The 15,879-nt window shown below is 67.2% G+C and carries 15 protein-coding genes; 12 read left to right on the top strand and 3 right to left on the bottom strand.

Going from position 1 to position 15,879, the window contains the following annotated elements:
- The first annotated feature begins 26 nt into the window (after positions 1 to 26).
- The 3 genes from ACFOPO_RS05600 to ACFOPO_RS05590 all read left to right on the top strand — a co-directional run bounded on the left by ACFOPO_RS05600 (position 27) and on the right by ACFOPO_RS05590 (position 2,555).
- Positions 27 to 1,118, top strand: coding sequence for a sensor histidine kinase (locus tag ACFOPO_RS05600; RefSeq protein ID WP_386701764.1), 1,092 nt, complete (start codon positions 27 to 29; stop codon positions 1,116 to 1,118).
- Positions 1,115 to 1,876: a LytR/AlgR family response regulator transcription factor gene (locus ACFOPO_RS05595; RefSeq protein WP_386701762.1), complete on the top strand. Its 762-nt coding sequence runs from the start codon at positions 1,115 to 1,117 to the stop codon at positions 1,874 to 1,876. Before ACFOPO_RS05600 ends, ACFOPO_RS05595 begins: the two co-directional genes overlap by 4 nt.
- Positions 1,877 to 2,009: 133 nt before the next feature.
- Positions 2,010 to 2,555: an ester cyclase gene (locus ACFOPO_RS05590; protein WP_386701760.1), complete on the top strand. Its 546-nt coding sequence runs from the start codon at positions 2,010 to 2,012 to the stop codon at positions 2,553 to 2,555.
- Between the two features lie 41 nt (positions 2,556 to 2,596).
- Here ACFOPO_RS05590 and ACFOPO_RS05585 read toward each other — a convergent pair whose 3' ends face one another.
- Together ACFOPO_RS05585 and ACFOPO_RS05580 are read right to left on the bottom strand one after the other, a co-directional pair.
- Positions 2,597 to 5,005, bottom strand: a complete 2,409-nt coding sequence (locus ACFOPO_RS05585) for a PAS domain S-box protein (protein ID WP_386701758.1) — start codon at positions 5,003 to 5,005, stop codon at positions 2,597 to 2,599.
- 214 nt (positions 5,006 to 5,219) lie between these two features.
- Positions 5,220 to 6,803 (bottom strand): MASE1 domain-containing protein, encoded by a 1,584-nt coding sequence (locus ACFOPO_RS05580; protein ID WP_386701756.1) that lies wholly within the window; start codon positions 6,801 to 6,803, stop codon positions 5,220 to 5,222.
- A gap of 92 nt (positions 6,804 to 6,895) precedes the next feature.
- Between ACFOPO_RS05580 and ACFOPO_RS05575 the strand changes: the two genes are divergently transcribed.
- Entirely contained in the window at positions 6,896 to 7,558 is a 663-nt protein-coding gene (locus ACFOPO_RS05575; RefSeq protein ID WP_386701754.1) for a response regulator, read from the top strand.
- Here the strand turns inward: ACFOPO_RS05575 and ACFOPO_RS05570 are convergent.
- Positions 7,555 to 8,337 carry a hypothetical protein gene (locus ACFOPO_RS05570; protein WP_386701752.1) on the bottom strand — a complete coding sequence of 261 codons (783 nt, stop codon included), beginning with the start codon at positions 8,335 to 8,337 and terminating at the stop codon, positions 7,555 to 7,557. The two genes, ACFOPO_RS05575 and ACFOPO_RS05570, sit on opposite strands and share 4 nt — an antisense overlap.
- Positions 8,338 to 8,571: 234 nt before the next feature.
- Between ACFOPO_RS05570 and ACFOPO_RS05565 the strand changes: the two genes are divergently transcribed.
- The 8 genes from ACFOPO_RS05565 to ACFOPO_RS05530 are packed head-to-tail and all read left to right on the top strand — an operon-like array spanning position 8,572 to position 15,845.
- Positions 8,572 to 9,528 (top strand): acyl-CoA desaturase, encoded by a 957-nt coding sequence (locus ACFOPO_RS05565; RefSeq protein ID WP_386701750.1) that lies wholly within the window; start codon positions 8,572 to 8,574, stop codon positions 9,526 to 9,528.
- Positions 9,529 to 9,531: 3 nt separating this feature from the next.
- Positions 9,532 to 10,842, top strand: a complete 1,311-nt coding sequence (locus ACFOPO_RS05560) for an NAD(P)/FAD-dependent oxidoreductase (protein ID WP_386701748.1) — start codon at positions 9,532 to 9,534, stop codon at positions 10,840 to 10,842.
- The gene (locus tag ACFOPO_RS05555; protein WP_386701746.1) at positions 10,839 to 11,630 is read left to right on the top strand and encodes a DUF1365 domain-containing protein; all 792 of its coding nucleotides are present in this window, start codon (positions 10,839 to 10,841) and stop codon (positions 11,628 to 11,630) included. Before ACFOPO_RS05560 ends, ACFOPO_RS05555 begins: the two co-directional genes overlap by 4 nt.
- A complete protein-coding gene (locus ACFOPO_RS05550) occupies positions 11,627 to 12,895 on the top strand; it encodes a class I SAM-dependent methyltransferase (protein WP_386701744.1) in 1,269 nt (422 codons plus the stop codon). The genes ACFOPO_RS05555 and ACFOPO_RS05550 overlap by 4 nt, the downstream gene beginning before the upstream one ends.
- Positions 12,892 to 13,431, top strand: a complete 540-nt coding sequence (locus ACFOPO_RS05545) for a DUF2878 domain-containing protein (protein WP_386701742.1) — start codon at positions 12,892 to 12,894, stop codon at positions 13,429 to 13,431. The genes ACFOPO_RS05550 and ACFOPO_RS05545 overlap by 4 nt, the downstream gene beginning before the upstream one ends.
- Positions 13,428 to 14,207 carry a DUF1295 domain-containing protein gene (locus tag ACFOPO_RS05540; RefSeq protein ID WP_386701740.1) on the top strand — a complete coding sequence of 260 codons (780 nt, stop codon included), beginning with the start codon at positions 13,428 to 13,430 and terminating at the stop codon, positions 14,205 to 14,207. Before ACFOPO_RS05545 ends, ACFOPO_RS05540 begins: the two co-directional genes overlap by 4 nt.
- Before the next feature lie 8 nt (positions 14,208 to 14,215).
- Positions 14,216 to 15,289 carry an SAM-dependent methyltransferase gene (locus ACFOPO_RS05535; RefSeq protein ID WP_386702671.1) on the top strand — a complete coding sequence of 358 codons (1,074 nt, stop codon included), beginning with the start codon at positions 14,216 to 14,218 and terminating at the stop codon, positions 15,287 to 15,289.
- A 1-nt stretch (position 15,290) separates the two neighbouring features.
- The gene (locus ACFOPO_RS05530; RefSeq protein WP_386701738.1) at positions 15,291 to 15,845 is read left to right on the top strand and encodes a lipocalin family protein; all 555 of its coding nucleotides are present in this window, start codon (positions 15,291 to 15,293) and stop codon (positions 15,843 to 15,845) included.
- Positions 15,846 to 15,879: the final 34 nt, after the last annotated feature.

Here is a 15,879-nt window from a genome sequence, read left to right as displayed (position 1 = left end):
CAGATCGCCAGAAGAGGGGCACGGACATGGCGACACCGGTAGTGGAGAACAGGTCCGGAATCGGCCGCCGGGGCGTGGCCATCCTGGGCGCATGGACACTGGTGGCGATGCTCTTCGCCGGTCAGGCCTGGTTTGCCGCGCAGGTGCGCGGTGAATCGCTGGCGTGGGCGCGTGCCAGCGCCATCTGGCTCGTCTGGGCCACGACGTGGGCTGCCCTCACTCCGATCGCACTCCGGCTCGAGGCGCGGTTTCCGCTCCAGCGGCCGCACGTCCTGGCCGCGCTTGCGATACACGGCGTCGCTTCGGCGACCTGTGCACTTGTCAGCCTGGCGCTGTTCGCGCTGGCGGCGCCGGTCGTCGGCGCGACCCACGCCGAACCCACCTGGCTGGGCACATTCAGCCGGCTGCTGGGTACGACGTTCCTGCTGAACCTCCCGGTCTATTGGCTGATCGTCGCCGCGGCGCACGTGGCGCGTCTCGTGCGGACGGCCCGGGAGGAGGACCGTCGGCGGCTCCGCCTCGAAGCGCAGCTGGCCGATGCCCGTCTGCAGGCACTGCGCACCCAGCTGCAGCCACACTTCCTCTTCAACGCTCTCAATACGATTTCGGTGCTGATGCACGAGGATGTCGAGGCCGCAGATCGCATCCTCCTGCAGCTCAGCGCGCTGCTGCGCCGCTCGCTCGACAGCACCGACCTGCATGAGGTGACGCTGGGCGAAGAGATCGGCTTTCTCGAAAGCTATCTCGAGATCGAGCAGGCCCGCTTCGGCGAACGCCTGAGCTACAGCATCCTCGTCCCTGATCTGGCTCTCGACGCGCGGGTTCCAAACCTGATCCTTCAGCCACTGGTCGAGAACGCGCTGCGCCATGGACTGGCCACGCGTGCCGGCCCGGGGCGAGTGGAAATCAAGGCGGACCGGCAAGGCGACTGCCTGCTGCTGCGCGTTGTCGACGACGGACGCGGGCTGCCACCTGCGATGACCGAGCGCATCGGGCTGGCGAACACGAGGGCGCGATTGCGCTTGCTGTATGCGGACCGGCAGCGCCTGGACGTGCGCAGTTCCGATGGCGGCGGCGTCATCGCCGAGATCGCCCTGCCTTGGAACACTGTCGCATGACCATCCGCGCACTGATCGTTGACGACGAACCAGCCGCCCGCCGCGGGATACTGCGGCTGCTGCGGAACGAGCAGGACATCGAAGTCATCGCAGAGTGCGGTGACGGCGCAACGGCGATATCGGCGATCAGCACGCATTCGCCCGACCTCGTCTTCCTCGATGTGCAGATGCCCGAGCTCGATGGGTTCGCCGTCATTGAAGCCGTCGGTGGCAACCGCATGCCGGCGGTTGTGTTCGTGACCGCATTCGATCAACACGCCGTGCGTGCGTTCGATGCCCAGGCGATCGACTACGTGCTCAAGCCGATCGATCCCGAGCGCTTTCGCCGCGCGCTGCAGCGCGCCCGTTCGCATCTGGCCCATCCCGATGACGACTTTGCCTGGCGCGTTTCCGAGGCATTGAGGTCGATCGATCGAGGAGAGCTGCAGCGCTACCCCACGCGACTGGCAATCCGTTCCGAGGGTCGCGTCCGCCTGGTCGACATCGACGAGGTCGATCGCATCGTCGCCGCAGGCAATTACGTCGAGGTCCACACCGGCGCGAAGCATCACCTGCTGCGCGAGACGATGACCAGCCTCGAGGCCCGCCTCGACCCGCAACGCTTCATCCGGGTATCACGCGCGGCGATCGTCAGCATCGCCAGGATTCGCGAAGTCCAGCCGCTCTTTGATGGCGACTTCGTCGTTCTGCTCAAGGACGGCGCGCAGGTGAACGGCAGCCGCCGTTACCGGGCGGCGCTGGACGTGTTGCTTCGCTGAGCGCAGCGCGGGCGCCGTCACCGCGCAGCCGCTACTCATCCCGCCGCAGCATCCGCCCGACACCAACGCAGCGCCAGCAGTCGTACGGGACCCCATCATCCGCAGCACGCACTTCCGCGTTTCGGAGATGGTCATGAAGACGTTCAACATCCTGCTATCCGCCGTGGCAACAGTCGCCGCCCTCGTCGGCGTGGTTCCCTGCAAGGCCACGGCGTCCGACGGCGTTCGCGCCGAGACGTTGGAGTCCAACAAGTCGATCACCCGCAGGGTGTACGAGGAAGGCCTCAGTCAGGGTCGATTCGAAGTGCCGTACGCCGCTGACTTCCTTGGCCACGGTGGCAGGAACACCTTCACCCATGCCGATGGCATGGCCGAAGCCAAGGGATGGCGCGAGGCATTCCCGGATCTCAGGATCACGGTCGACAAGCAGGTTGCCGAGCGCGACCTGGTGGCCGTGCGCTGGACTGCGCACGGGACCAACACTGGCGCCGGCAATGGCATTCCGGCGACCGGTCGCTCCGTGCAGGTCACGGGCACGACGCTGTTTCGCGTGGCAGACGGGCGAATCGCCGAAGAATGGACATGCGCCGATTCGCTCGGTCTGATGAAGCAGCTGGGTCTGTCGGCAGGCCCGGCAGCGGCAGCGAAGACCGACGCCGGCGCTGCGGCTGCTCCCTGACCCGTTTGCAGGCGCCCATAGCCAGGACGCCTGTTGCTTGGTCACCCCGTGCTGCGCAAACGCGCAGCGGCGAGGATTTCGCGCAGTGCCTGGATCGTTGCCGGCTTGACCAGGTGGAGGTCGAACCCTGCCTCCAGGGCCCGGTTGCGGTCCTCTTCCTGGCCAAATCCCGTCAACGCGATCAGCAACGGTCTGCGACTTTCGCGGGCGCGGACACGACGCGCGACTTCGTAACCATCCATGCCGGGCATCGCGATATCGATGAAAGCGATCTCTGGCCCGAAGGCATCGAACGCTTCCAGCGCTGCCGCGCCGTCATAAGTGACCTGCAGGTGCTGTCCAAGCGATTCCAGCAACAGCGCCAGGGTGTCGGCCGACGATGTCAGATCATCGACGACCAGGATGCGATGCGTCGGGAGCGCAGGGGCTCCCGAGAGCGGCTGCACCAGTGCGACAGGCGCGATCCCGCTGGAAATGGCGGGCAGACGCACCTCGAACTCGCTGCCGCGGCCCACGCCTTCGCTGCGCGCCTCTGTTCGGCCGCCGTGCAGTTCGACGAGGCTCTTTACCAGCGTCAGACCGATACCCATCCCACCGTGCGCACGCCCCAGCGACTGATCCACCTGTGCGAACATCTCGAAGACTTCCGTCAGCATCCCCGCCGGAATACCCAACCCGTTGTCGCTGATCGTAACGATTGCCGCATCGCGTTCCTGCCTTGCGACAATGCGGATCTCGCCGCCCGGCGCGGTGTACTTGGCTGCGTTGTGCAGCAGGTTTCCGAAGACCTGTACGAGCCGGCCAAGGTCAGCCTCAACGTACACCGGCTCATCAGGCAGCTCGACGACCAGTCGATGCGCATTGGAATCGATGAAGGGCTTGAGTGCCTCGACGGCGCCATGGACCGCAAGCGACAGGTCAAGCCGTTCCCGCCGCAGGTCGATGCGGCCGCGCGTGATACGCGATACATCAAGCAGGTCGTCGATGAGCCGCGCCATCTGCCTAACCTGTCGCTCCATCATCTCGCGCAGCCGGCGCGACTCCTCCGGCCTGTCTTCGATGTGCGGCCACAGCTGCAGTGCATTGGAGATCGGCGTCAGCGGATTGCGCAGTTCATGCGCCAGCGTCGCTAGGAACTGGTCCTTGCGACGGCTGGCTTCTTCGACTGCCTCTTCCGCGCGGCGGCGCGCGTCGATATCGAACACCACGCCCACCATGCCCGCGTACTCACCGGTTTCGGAGTACCACGGACGGCCCAGGTCCACCGCCCATCGATAGGAGCCATCCGCGGTGCGGAGGCGGTACTCGGTCTGGAACCCCTGGCGCTTTTCGTTTGCATCAAGGAACGCGTTGCGCCCCTGCTCCTGATCGTCCGGATGCGTCGCGGTGGTCCACCCCATGCCAAGCGCCTGGGCTTCGGTCTGACCGGTCAGCTCATACCACTGGCTGGACAGGAAGGTGCAGTACCCGTCTGGATCGGTCAGCCAGAGCGCGGCCGGCGAGGCATTCGCCATCAGCCGGAAACGCGCCTCTTCCTCGCGCAGAACCTCCTCCGCCATGCGCCGCTCGGTAATGTCGGCGACGGTGCCGGCGTAACCCGTCAATACGCGTGACGCGCCGCTGCCCTCGAAACTCGGAATGCCGCGCGCCTCCAGCCAACGGGTGGCACCGTCGGGACGATGGATGCGGTACTCGATTGCATAGGGCTCCGGCTCGGATTCCTTGACCACGGCCTCGGCCGCGGCCCGCAGACGGGGGGCGTCTTCCTCGTACACCAGGCGACGGATCTCATCGACGTGGCGCGGCGCCGATCCGCCCAGTCCGTAGATCTGCCCATACCGCTCGTCGTGCGTGACCGTGCCGGTCGCGGTGTCGTACTGCCACCATCCCAGCTGGGCGGCGTCGAGCGCAAGCTGGCGCTGCTCGGCCAGCGATGCAAGCCGTTGCGTCTGCGCCTCGCGCGCGGTTTCCAGGAGCACACTGTGCGTGGTCTCCGTGCATACGCAGTACATGCCCGCTATCCGGCCATCGTCGCCGGTGACGGGCGAGTAGGAGAATGTGAACCAGGTCTGCTCGTCGTAGCCCTTGCGACTCATCAGCAACGGCATGTTCTCGACGTAGCTGGCCTCGCCCTGGAGTGCACGGTGCGCCAATGGCCCCACCTCGCTCCAGATCTCGGACCAGATCTCCTCGAACGGCCGCCCCAGTGAAGACGGATGCTTCGCGCCGAGGATCTCCGCGTATGGATCGTTGTACACGAACCCCAGCCGAGGCCCCCAGGCGACGAACATCGGGAACTTGGACCACAGCAGCAGACTCACGACGCTGCGCAGCGATTGCGGCCACTGTGCTGGCGGGCCGAGAGTCGAGCCGCTCCAGTCATGGCTGCGCATCATCGCAGCGACCTTGCCCGGCGCGTCAAGGAACCCAAGGTTGGCGCTTGCTGGCATGGTCGGGCAGGGCTTGAGGTCAGGAGGCGAGTATCTCAGAAAGTCCGCAGGGACCGGGGCAGCGTGGTAAGCGGCATGCGCGGCGGCAGCGAAGCATCGGCATCCCGGCGTGCGTAGTTCTACTGATCCAGCCTCAGTGCTGCGACGCAGGCGCGCGACGGCAACAATGCGGTTCAATCTTCACGTTCTGGACGGGAGCACGGACATGCGCTCGCTATCCCCAGTGGTCCTCACGCTGGTTCGCCTGCGACGAGATGCCGGCCACACGCGCAATGACGCGCGTCCCACCGTGCAGGCCGCTGACCAGCCGAAGCTCGCCGCCGATCTCGCGCACCCGTTCGCGCATGCTGAGCAGGCCCAGTCCGCGCGGTGCATCGTGCCCTTGATCGTCGAGGCCGACGCCGTCGTCGCCGATCTCCAGCTGGATGTCGGCGCCCACGCGCTTCAGGCGTACGATGACCTGACTGGCCTTGGCGTGCTTCTCGACGTTGCGCAGCGACTCCTGCGCGATGCGATACAGCGCGGTGGCGACGTTGAGCGGAAGCTCGGGCAACTCCTCCAGTTCCGCGTGCACGTGGAGGCTGTCGGGCTGCGCCTGGCAAAGCGAACGCAGTGCCATCGTCAGGCCCGCGTAGTGCAGAAGGCTGGGGTGCAGTTCGTGCGAGAGCCTGCGAACATCCTCGGACACATCGGTCACGGCCGCCTGAAGTTCGCCAAGCAACTCGCGTTCGGCTCCCTTGGCATGCTGCCTGGCGATGCTCAACCGGATCGCGATCGAGGCGATGGACTGGTTGATGCCGTCGTGCAGGTCGCGCGCGATGCGGCTGCGTTCGTCCTCCTGCGCACGCATCAACTGCACGGTCATCGCCTGCAACCGTTGGTGTGCTTGCTGGAGCGCCTGCGTGCGCGTGGCGCGCTGCTCGACGACCACGGTCATGTACAGCAGAGCCACGGTGAGCAGGGCGGTCCACAGCTGTACGGCGATGGTCGTCGTCGCCAGGTCCACGCGGATGAAGGGTCCCACGCCGGCGATGCTGAAATGCATGGCAAGCAGGCCTGTGGCCAGCATCGCCAACGAGGCACCGACGGCGCGGAAGCTCACCATTGCCCAGATCAGGAACGGCACCGGTGCGACCACCAGCGCGGGCTGGAGGCGTTGCATCGGCAGGTGCCAGGTCCACAACAGGCACAGGGTCACCAGCAGTCCGACGCCGACTGCGATACTGGCGCCATCCGTTTCCAGCGGCACCGGGTTGCGTCGACGCATCGCCGTCCATACGACGGCGGGCACCAGCATCAGGTTGCCCAGGCTCTGCGCGAGCGTGACGTTGGGCCAGTCCGACAGATACGGTTCCAGCACGGTGCCGCGGATCGCGACGGCGATCCACGCTGCGCTGAGCATGGGGAGCGCCAGCCCGCCCAGCACCACGAAGGCGGTCAGCAGGCGGAAGTCCTCCAGCGGCGATTGCAGGCGGCTGCGCAGCGATTCCAGCGCCATCGCGACCGCCGGCGTAAGGAACAGGGAGCCCAGCATCGCGATGGTGACCGGCAGCGGCGGAACGCCGAGGACGCCGAATGCGGCCGCCTCGCCGACGGCGGTCCCGAGCATGCACGCCCACCAGTGCCGGCGTGGCTGCAGCAACAGTGCGCCCAGCAGGACTGCGCCCGGGAACCACACCATGTGGCTGCGCGGGTTCGGCATCCACAGCAGCATCGACGCCCACTGCGAACATGCCACCGACACGGCCACGATGCTGGCAACGGCGAGCGGGTGGCCCATCGCACGTCGCGTGTTCATGAAATCCTCCTGCGACTGCCCTGCCTGGGGGTGGTGGAGTACCCTCGTCACGGAGCCACCCTGCTCCGCCGTCCTATAGCATGGTGACGATGATGCCTGAGATGCGCGCCGATCGACCACGCGTCGTGCTCGCCGACGACCACCGCCTGGTGGCCGAAGGCTTGCAGCGCCTGCTCGAGGACGAATGCGAACTGGTGGCGTGCGTGTCCAGCGGAACCGCGCTGCTCGAGGCCGTGAGGCAGTACGAGCCCGACCTCGTCGTGACCGACCTGAGCATGCCCGATCGCAACGGCCTGAGCGTCATGCGCGAGCTGCGCGCGGCCGGCGTGCAGGTTCCATTCCTCTTCCTGACCATGCATGCGGACCCCGCACTCGCCGAACAGGCGCTGCGCGCCGGAGCATCGGCCTACGTGCTGAAGAGCTCGGCTGGCGAGGAACTGCTCCGGGCGATCCATGTGGTCCGCGGCGGCCGCACGTACATCACGCCCACGCTGGGCGCACGCGTCATCGCCGCGCCCGCCCGTGGGCAGAAGCAGGAGCTCACCGACAAGCAGATGCAGGTCCTGCAGCTGGTGTCTGCGGGCCTGCGGTCGAAGCAGATCGCCGCCGAACTGGGGGTGTCGGTGCGCACGGTGGAGTCGCACAAGTACGCGATCATGCAGGCGCTCAACGTGCACAGCACGCTGGAACTGGTGCGCAAGGCCGATGAGTACGGCCTCACGCCCGGGCTTCACGCGATCCGCCCTGTGCCCTAGAAGTCCCACCGCAACGCCAGCGTTACCGGGACGGAAACGCGCCGGCCCGTGTCGTTGATCCGCGCCAGACCCAGCGGCCCGATCGCGCTGTCGTCGCCTTCCAGGTCGTCGACGTAACGCACGCCGGTTTCGGCGACGAAACTGGCGCGTTCGGACAGCGGCACGCTCACGCCCACGTCCAGACCCGCGCTGAGCGCCCACTTCTTCTCGTAGAACGGCGCGTTGGGGATGAGGATGCCGGCGTCGGGGATCCCGAAGGTCGCGTCTATGTCGTCCGTCTCGGTACCGCCGAGGCGCGCAGCCACGTACGGACGGGCAAAGCCAGGATCCATGAAGTACCAGCGCACACCCACTTCCGCGCTCCACGCCTCATAGGGCGAGAACCGTCCATACACCGGTAGCGCGACATCGAGCGCGGGCACGTAGGCCTCGCCGACTTGCACACTCCCCGCCGAGGCGTGCGTCTCCCGGAGTTCGCCGAATACTTCCATGCGGTCGCTCATGCCCCAGGCCATCCGCAGCCCGTACGTGGTGGCCATGTCGTAGACGCGGTCGTGGCTGCGTGAACCGATGCGCAGCTGCGCACCGACGCCGGCCAGGGCCGGGTTGAGCGGCCCAAGATCAGGAACGTCGACCGTCGCGCCGTCGTGCACGTCACCGCTGACGGGAACATCGCCGCCGCCCAGCAGGGTCAGTGAGAGCCGCCCGGGTTCGGGCCCAGCGGCGTGCGCCGACGTGCAGGCCAGGAACGCGATCGTCGCGATCGTCATCGCTTTCATGAGCATCTCCATCGAGGGAAGGAAGGGTCGTGGGCGCGGCGCGTCCGCAAAGCACGCATCGCGGCGCCACCTCGACGTTAGCGGTGCTGCGATCGCGTGCCTTCGGTACAACTACGCAACTTCGCGCGATGTGCGCCGGTATTTCCCGAAGGACCGCCGGCCTACGCAAATCTACGGATGTGGCCGTTGGACGCTGCATGCCATAAAGCGTCCTGGATCCTTCGTCCCGAGCCAATGCCTCCTTCCGCTGCCCTGCCCTCGCGTTTGCACGCGGTCACCTCGGTCCGCCGGTGGTTCGACGCCGGCACCGCGCCCGGGCCCGGGCCCGACGATGTCGACCACGGCGACAGGCTCGACCTCGTCCGCGTCGTGCCCTTCGTCGCGATGCACCTGGCGTGCCTCGGCGTGTTGTGGGTCGGCGTGTCGGCCACGGCGATCGCCGTCGCCGCAACCCTCTACGCGGTGCGCTTGTTTGCGATCACCGCGTTCTACCATCGCTATTTCTCGCATCGCACGTTCCGCGCGTCGCGCCTGGTGCAGTTCGCCTTCGCCTTGATTGGCGCCTCTTGCGTGCAGCGGGGGCCGCTGTGGTGGGCGGCGCATCATCGCCACCACCACGCGAATGCCGATTCGCCATTGGACCTCCACTCGCCCGGCGTCCACGGATTCTGGCGCAGCCACGTCGGCTGGTTCCTCACGCGCCGCGCCTTCGACACTGACCTGTCGCGCGTACCGGATCTCGCGCGCTACCCGGAACTTCGCTGGCTGGACCGCTACGACATCGCCGTTCCCGTCGCGCTGGCCCTGGCGCTGTACGGCCTGGGCGCGTTCCTGCAACACGTCGCGCCTTCGCTGGGAACCAGCGGCATGCAACTGGTCGTCTGGGGATTCTTCATATCTACCATCGTGCTGTTCCACGTGACGGTGACGATCAACTCGCTGGCGCACCGCTTCGGCAGCCGCCGTTTCGAAACGCGCGACGACAGCCGCAACAACGCCTTGCTCGCCCTCCTCACCTTCGGCGAGGGCTGGCACAACAACCATCATTTCTTCCCGGGAACGGTGCGCCAGGGCTTCCGCTGGTGGGAGATCGACCTGACCTGGTACGGCCTGAAGCTGCTGGCGTCCGTCGGTCTCGTGCGCGACCTCAAGCCCGTGCCGGCCTGGGTCCTGGCACGGGCGAGGAACTGACAGATGCGCATCGCGATCATCGGATCGGGCATCGCGGGGCTCGGCGCCGCGTGGCTGCTGTCGCGTGAGCACGAAGTCGTGCTGTTCGAGGCCAACGCCTACCCCGGCGGGCACACCCATACGCATGAGGTGAGCGTGGACGGAGTCTCGCTCGCCGTCGACACCGGCTTCATCGTGCACAACCCCGTTCACTATCCCCTGCTCACGCAGCTGTTCGGCGAACTGGACGTGTCCACGCAGGACACCACCATGAGTTTCTCGGTGCACAACGAACGTACCGGGCTGGAGTACAACGCGACCTCGCTCGCCGCGCTGTTCTGCCAGCGGCGGAACCTGCTGTCGCCGCGCTTTCTTCGCATGCTGGCCGACCTGCTGCGCTTCTACCGCATCGCGCCCAGACTGCTCGCCGGCAGCGAGGCCGGCCCGGCACTGGGCGATTACCTGCGCGAACAAGGCTTCGGGGCCGCGTTTCGCGACGATCACCTGGTCCCGATGGCGTCCGCCCTTTGGTCCGCGCCCGCCGATCAGATCCTGGACTTTCCTGCCCGGCACCTGGTGCAGTTCATGGCGAACCATCAGATGCTGCAGCTCGCCGGGCGATCGCAGTGGAAGGTCGTGCGCGGGGGCTCGTGGCGCTACGTGGAAGCGCTTCGGCAACGGTGGACGGCGTCCCTGCGCCTCGCCACGCCGGTGCATGCCGTCCGAAGGCTGGAGCAAGGCGTCGCACTGACGACCGCCGACGGGGAGGAAACCTTCGACCAGGTCGTGCTGGCCTGCCACAGCGACCAGGCACTTTCCCTCCTGTCCGACGCGGACGATCGCGAACGCGACGTACTCGGCGCGATCACCTACCAGCCCAATGACGTCGTCCTCCACACCGACGAGCGCCTGCTGCCGCGCAACCGCAAGGCGTGGGCGGCCTGGAACGCGCACATCGGCGCCGATGCGGCGCAGGCGTGCACGGTGAGTTACTGCATGAACCTGCTGCAAGGACTGCCGGTCTCGACACCCGTCGTGGTGACGCTCAATCGCAGCGACGCGATCGATCCGCGCCGCATCCTCAAGCGCGTGCGCTACCACCATCCGGTGTTCACGCGCGAAGCGGTCGCCGCGCAGGCGCGCCGGGGCGAGATACAAGGCCGTCGCGGAACCTGGTTCGCAGGCGCGTACTGGGGCTGGGGGTTCCACGAGGACGGGCTTCGCAGCGCCGTCGAGGTCGCACGTTCACTCGGGGTCGCGTGGCCGGAGGTCGTGCCGGAACCGCGCGCAGTGGATGACGCTGCGCCCGGAGAGCTCGCATGGGGCCGCGCATGAGCGACGGCGGCGAACGCATGCGACCACGCAGCAGCGCACTGTACGAAGGCACGGTGCGGCACCGCCGCTTCGCGCCGCGTCGGCACGCCTTCAACTATCGGATGGCGCAGCTGTTCCTCGACCTCGACGAAGTGGATGCGATCCTTGACGCGCATCCGCTCTGGTCCACGCGCCGCCGCAATCTTGGCGAGTTCCGCCGTAGCGACTACCTGGGCCCGGCAGATGTGACCCTGGCAGAGGCCGTGCGTCAGCGGATCGCGAAGGCCACCGGCGCCAGTCCCATCGGGCCGATCCGCCTGCTCACGCACGCCCGCTACTTCGGCTACGTGTTCAATCCGGTGAGCTTCTACTACTGCTACGGGCCCGACCACCACACACTCGAGCACGTCGTGGCCGAGATCACCAACACCCCATGGGGGGAACGGCACGCGTACGTGTTGCCGGTCGCGGACGCGGAGCCGCGCGGACGCGCGCTCCACTGGCAGTTCGACAAAGCCTTCCATGTCTCGCCGTTCATGCCGATGCAACGCCGCTATGCATGGACGTTCACGCCACCCGGCGACACTCTGCACGTGCACATGGACGTTTGCGACGACCAGCGGCGCGAGTTCGACGCCACGCTATCGCTCCAGCGCCTTCCACTCGACGCGTCGGCGCTGTCGCGCGTGCTGTGGCGATATCCCGCGATGACGCTGCAGGTCGTCGGCGGCATCCACTGGCAGGCGCTCAAGCTGTGGCTCAAGGGCACTCCGGTCCATGACCATCCCGCGAAGGGTTCCGCACCATGAGCAATACCGCACAGCACACCCTCCCGCTGCCTTACGCCAGTGCCATCGACCGGCTCCTGCGCGATCGCGTTGTCGCCAAGTTGGGCGCGTTGCAGTCCGGTGCCCTCACGCTGCACGACCCTTGGGATTCGATCACGCTGGGTGAGGCCACCGGCGCCCCGTCACCGGCATTGCGCGTGAGCGACGCCCGCTTGTATCGGGCTATCGCGCTGGGCGGCAGCGTCGGGGCCGCCGAGGCGTACATGGACGGCGCCTGGACGTGCGATGACCTGGTCGGACTGGTGCGACTGCTCGTGCGCAATCGCGACCTGCTGGACGACGTCGAGCGCGGTCCGGCCCGCGTGGCGGGCTGGGCGCTCAGGCTGGTCCATGCGCTGCGCAGGAACACCGCCTCGGGTGCACGCCGCAACATCGCGGCGCACTACGATCTTGGCAACCCCTTCTTCCGGCTGTTCCTCTCCGAAGACCTGATGTACTCATCGGCGTCGTTCGAACGCGAAGACGACACGCTGGAGGCGGCCTCCACGCGCAAGCTCGAAACGATCTGCCGCAAGCTGCAGCTGCGGGAAGGCGATCGCGTGCTGGAGATCGGCACGGGCTGGGGCGGCTTCGCGCTGCACGCCGCGCGCGAGCACCGGTGCCACGTCACCACCACCACGCTTTCACGCGAGCAGTACGAGCTTGCGTGCGAACGCGTCGCCCAGGCCGGGTTGCAGGATCGAGTCACCGTCCTTATGCGTGACTTCCGTGAACTCGACGGCACTTACGACAAACTCGTCTCGATCGAGATGGTGGAAGCCATCGGGCCGGATAACCTTCGCCGTTACTTCGCCTGCATCGGCGAGCGGCTCACGCTGCAGGGCCTGGCGCTGGTCCAGGCCATCACCATAGAGGATCACCGCTACGAGCAGGCGGTGCGATCGGTGGACTTCATCAAGCGTCACGTGTTCCCGGGCTCGTTCATTCCGTCCATCGCGGCCATGATCTCGGCGAAGGCCGCGGCCAGCGATCTTGCGCTGCTGCACCTGGAAGACATGGGACTCTCGTACGCGCGGACGTTGCAGGCGTGGCGGGAGCGCTTCCTGGACCGCCTGCCGCAGGTGCGGGCGTTGGGTTTCGACGAACGATTCATCCGCATGTGGGAGTTCTACCTCGCCTACTGCGAAGGCGGCTTTCGCGAGCGTTCGATCGGTGTCGCGCAGATGCTCTTCGCTCGGCCCGGCTACCGGCCACAGCCGCAGGCTGCGACGACTCCGGAGGCATGATGCACTCGTTGGCGAACTTCGCCGGATTCCAGATCGCGTGGTGGGCGTGCGTGCTCGGTGCGGCCCATGGCACGCCGTGGCTGGGTGTCGTCGCGTGCGTGGCGTTCGTCGCGCTGCAGTGGCTCGCCTCGTCGCGCCGCCGCGCGGACGCGTGGCTGGTGGTCTGCGCCGCATTGATGGGCGTGACATTCGACGGGCTTCTCGCGCAACTTGGCTGGATCGATTACCGCGGCAGCATCGGCGCTCTTGCCGCGCCCGCATGGATCGTCGCCCTGTGGGCCGCCTTCGCGATGACGATCAACCACTCGCTCGCATGGCTGCGCCCGTGGATGGCGATCGTGCTTGGTGCCGTTGGTGGACCGATGGCCTATCTCGCTGCCGAGCGGGTGGGCGCCGTTGAGTTGAGCGCCTCCGTGCAGCCGACGGCCGCACTTGCGATCGGGTGGGCGATCGCGACGTGCGCGCTCACGCTCGTCGCGCAACGAGGGCGTGGCGGTGGCGTGTCCCGACCGATCGCCCTGGACGGCTCGCGATGAGCACCGGCAGTTCTCTGCTGCTCGTCTGGGGGCTCGCGGCGCTCGCGCAGACGCTTGCGTGGTGGTGGCAGCAGCGGCACCGCAACGCCGGGCTGGTCGATGTTGTGTGGGCGGGCGGCGTCGCCGCGGCGGCCGTGCTGCTGGCGGCGCTCGGAGATGGCGCCACGGCGCCGCGCCTGCTGCTCGCGTTGCTCGGCGGACTCTGGGGCCTTCGCCTCGCGTGGCACCTCTGGCGGCGCGTGGGCGGCGAACACGAGGATGGGCGCTACGCGGCGTTGCGGGAGGGCTGGGGTGATGCACCGCTGGTATGGTTTGCGCTGTTCCAGGCGCAAGCGCTGCTGGTGGTGCTGTTCGCGCTGCCCTTTGCGGCGGTGGCGTGCAATCCGATGGAATCCACCGGACTTCAGTGGGCCGCCGTGCTGGTGTGGGCGGTGTCCGTCGCGGGCGAATCGGTCGCCGATGCGCAACTCGCCCGCTTCCGCTCACGTCCCGACAGCCGCGGCCGAACGATGCGCACCGGTCTATGGCGCTACAGCCGCCATCCCAACTATTTCTTCGAGTGGCTGCACTGGTTCGCCTACCTTCTGCTCGCCGTGGGATCGCCGATCGCGTGGCTGGCATGGTCCGGCCCGCTGACGATGTACGTATTCCTCCGCTGGCTCAGCGGCGTTCCGCATACCGAGCGCCAGGCGCTGCGCACGCGCGGCGACGACTACCGCCGTTACCAGCGCTCCACCCCGATGTTGTTCCCCTGGTTTCCGAAGGAAGATCGATGAGCACCGTGATGCGTGCGGCCCCCGACCTGACCACCCGCGATCTGCCCAGCCCTGGCCTGCTCGGCATGGCCGAGCGCGGTCTGCTGCCCGATGCAGTTGTCCGTTTCGGCATCCGCCGCCTGTGCGCGCAACGCCTGCAGGAAGAGCATGCCGGCGGGCTCGAGGTACAGTCACAACGCATGACGCAGCGGTTGTCGATGCTGCGCCACAGCCCGATCGCACTGCATGCCGATGCGGCGAACCGCCAGCACTACGAGCTGCCGGCTGCGTTCTTCCAGGCCTGTCTGGGCGCACGACTGAAGTACTCGTGCTGTTACTACCCGACCGGCCGCGAGACGCTCGATGAAGCCGAAGACGCCATGCTTGAGCTCTACTCCGAGCGCGCGCGGCTTGCCGACGGCCTGGACATCCTCGAACTCGGGTGCGGCTGGGGTTCGCTCACGCTGTGGATGGCGCAGCGTTACCGGCGTTCGCGCATCACGGCCGTGTCGAACTCGCATGGGCAGCGCGAGCACATCCTGGCCCGATGCCGCGCGCTGGGCCTGGACAACGTTCGTGTCATCACCTGCGACGTCAACCAGCTCGAGCTCGACCGCACCTCGTTCGATCGCTGCGTGTCCGTGGAGATGTTCGAGCACATGCGCAACTACGACGTGCTGATGCGGCGTATCGCCCGGTGGCTGCGTCCCGGCGGCAGCCTGTTCGTCCACGTCTTCTGTCACCGGACCCTGCTCTACCCGTTCGAGATCGACGGCAAGGACGACTGGATGGGCCGCCATTTCTTCACCGGCGGCCTCATGCCTGCCGCCGACACGCTGCTGCATTTCCAGCAGTCGTTGCGGCTGGACGAACGCTGGACGATGGGTGGCGAGCACTATGCGCGCACAGCCAATCACTGGCTGGCCAACCACGATGCGCGACGCGATGCGATCATGGGCTATCTGCGCCAGGCGTATGGCGATGCCGCGGGACTGTGGAACCAGCGCTGGCGCATGTTCTGGATGGCCTGTGCGGAGCTGTTCGGTTACCGCGACGGCAAAGAATGGCAGGTAGCTCACTACCGTTTCGTGCGGGAGGATTGACATGAAACTTCCATCCGCAGTCGTCGCCGGTGTGCTCGCATTGTGCGGTTGCGCCCATACGGCGCCAACCGTGCCCACCGCCACGGAGGTGGACATCCCGCGCTTCATGGGCGACTGGTATGTGATCGCCCACATCCCCTCGTTCCCCGAGCGGGAGGCATACAACGCGATCGAGTCGTACTCGATGCGCGAGGACGGCCGCATACAGACGCATTTCCGCTACCGGCGTGGGAGCTTCGATGCGGCGGTGCGCACGATGGAGCCCATCGGCACCGTCCGCGAGGGCACGGGCAACGCGGTATGGGGCATGCAGTTCGTCTGGCCAATTCAGGCCGAGTACGTCATTTCCCACCTCGACCCGGATTACACGCTCACCATCGTCGCCCGCAGCAAGCGCGATTACGCCTGGATCATGGCGCGCACGCCCACGATCTCGGACGCGGCGTACGCCGATGCCGTGCAGCGACTTCGTGGCATGGGCTACCGCATTGACGACCTGCGCAAGGTGCCGCAACGCTGGCCGGAATCCACCGGCGACGGCGACACCGGACGCTGATCCCTGCGTACAACTACCGAGTCGGACTGCGTGC

This window comes from Lysobacter sp. GCM10012299, from assembly GCF_042649405.1.
Lineage (GTDB): Bacteria > Pseudomonadota > Gammaproteobacteria > Xanthomonadales > Xanthomonadaceae > Lysobacter_J.
This window is presented reverse-complemented; position numbering and strand designations above follow the sequence as displayed.